Below are 750 nucleotides of genomic sequence, written 5' to 3'. Positions count from 1 at the left end.
TTCTAGTTGTTTTGTCGTTATAATAATTATAAAGCATGAAATGGAAAACGAGCAACTCCTAATTGGAATTGCTCGTTTTTTTATGTATGAGCAGCTAGTTTTTGCCCAGCCTCAAAGAGGTGATAGAAATTCCAACCTTATCAAAACCGATTGCGGTGCGCTTTGACGAAGATTTGGTCCAGTTAATCGAGGAAGTGTCTGCTGGTCAGCACATGACCAAGACGGACTTCATTCGAGAAGCTGTTTTAGAGAAATTAGAAGATATGTACGATCTGGTAAAGGCAGAAAAAACCCACAAAGAGTGGGCTGACAGCGATAAGAAAACTTATAGTCACGAAGAAATGATGAAGCGCTATGGCTAAGTATGGCGTGGACTATGCCCCGAGTTTCTTTGAGGATATGGACAAGCTCGATAAGGGAACCAGTCGGCAGATTGCTAGGTGGATTGATAAGCATCTGGTGGATGTGGATTTTCCACGCTCTCCTGGAAAGTATCTGACTGGCGATTTAGCTGGCTATGTCCGCTTTCGTGTTGGAAACTATCGTATCATTGCTGCGGTTGATGAAGGAGAACTGGTCTTTCTCAATCTCCAAGTCGGATATCGCTCGGAAATTTATAAGAAGTTTAAATAATTTTGGCTCTTTGTCAACTGTAGTGGGTAGATGAAAAGCTAACACCTAGAGAGGACGAAGTTCGTTCTCTCTTTCTTTATGTTCAAAGCAATCAAAATACGTTTTTTAAAATTTTCA

Annotated in this window: 2 protein-coding genes; both read left to right on the top strand. The window is 40.9% G+C overall.

Annotated elements, in window-relative coordinates; genetic code table 11:
• The first annotated feature begins 101 nt into the window (after window positions 1-101).
• Window positions 102-362, top strand: a complete 261-nt coding sequence (gene relB / locus C1E99_RS01515; protein ID WP_238146179.1) for a type II toxin-antitoxin system RelB family antitoxin — start codon at window positions 102-104, stop codon at window positions 360-362.
• On the top strand, window positions 355-633 hold the full coding sequence (locus C1E99_RS01510) for a type II toxin-antitoxin system RelE family toxin (protein WP_105206394.1): 279 nt from the start codon (window positions 355-357) through the stop codon (window positions 631-633). The genes relB and C1E99_RS01510 overlap by 8 nt, the downstream gene beginning before the upstream one ends.
• Window positions 634-750 lie beyond the last annotated feature (117 nt).

Source organism: Streptococcus suis (genome assembly GCF_002964045.1).
Taxonomy (GTDB): domain Bacteria; phylum Bacillota; class Bacilli; order Lactobacillales; family Streptococcaceae; genus Streptococcus; species Streptococcus suis_U.
The sequence above is the reverse complement of the archived record's forward strand: the minus strand, read 5'-3'. Positions and strand labels throughout refer to the sequence as shown.

Bases quoted from the DNA above. Each gene is read 5' to 3' on its own strand.
- C1E99_RS01510 (WP_105206394.1), top strand. From the start codon at position 355: ATGGCTAAGTATGGCGTGGACTATGCCCCGAGTTTCTTTGAGGATATG.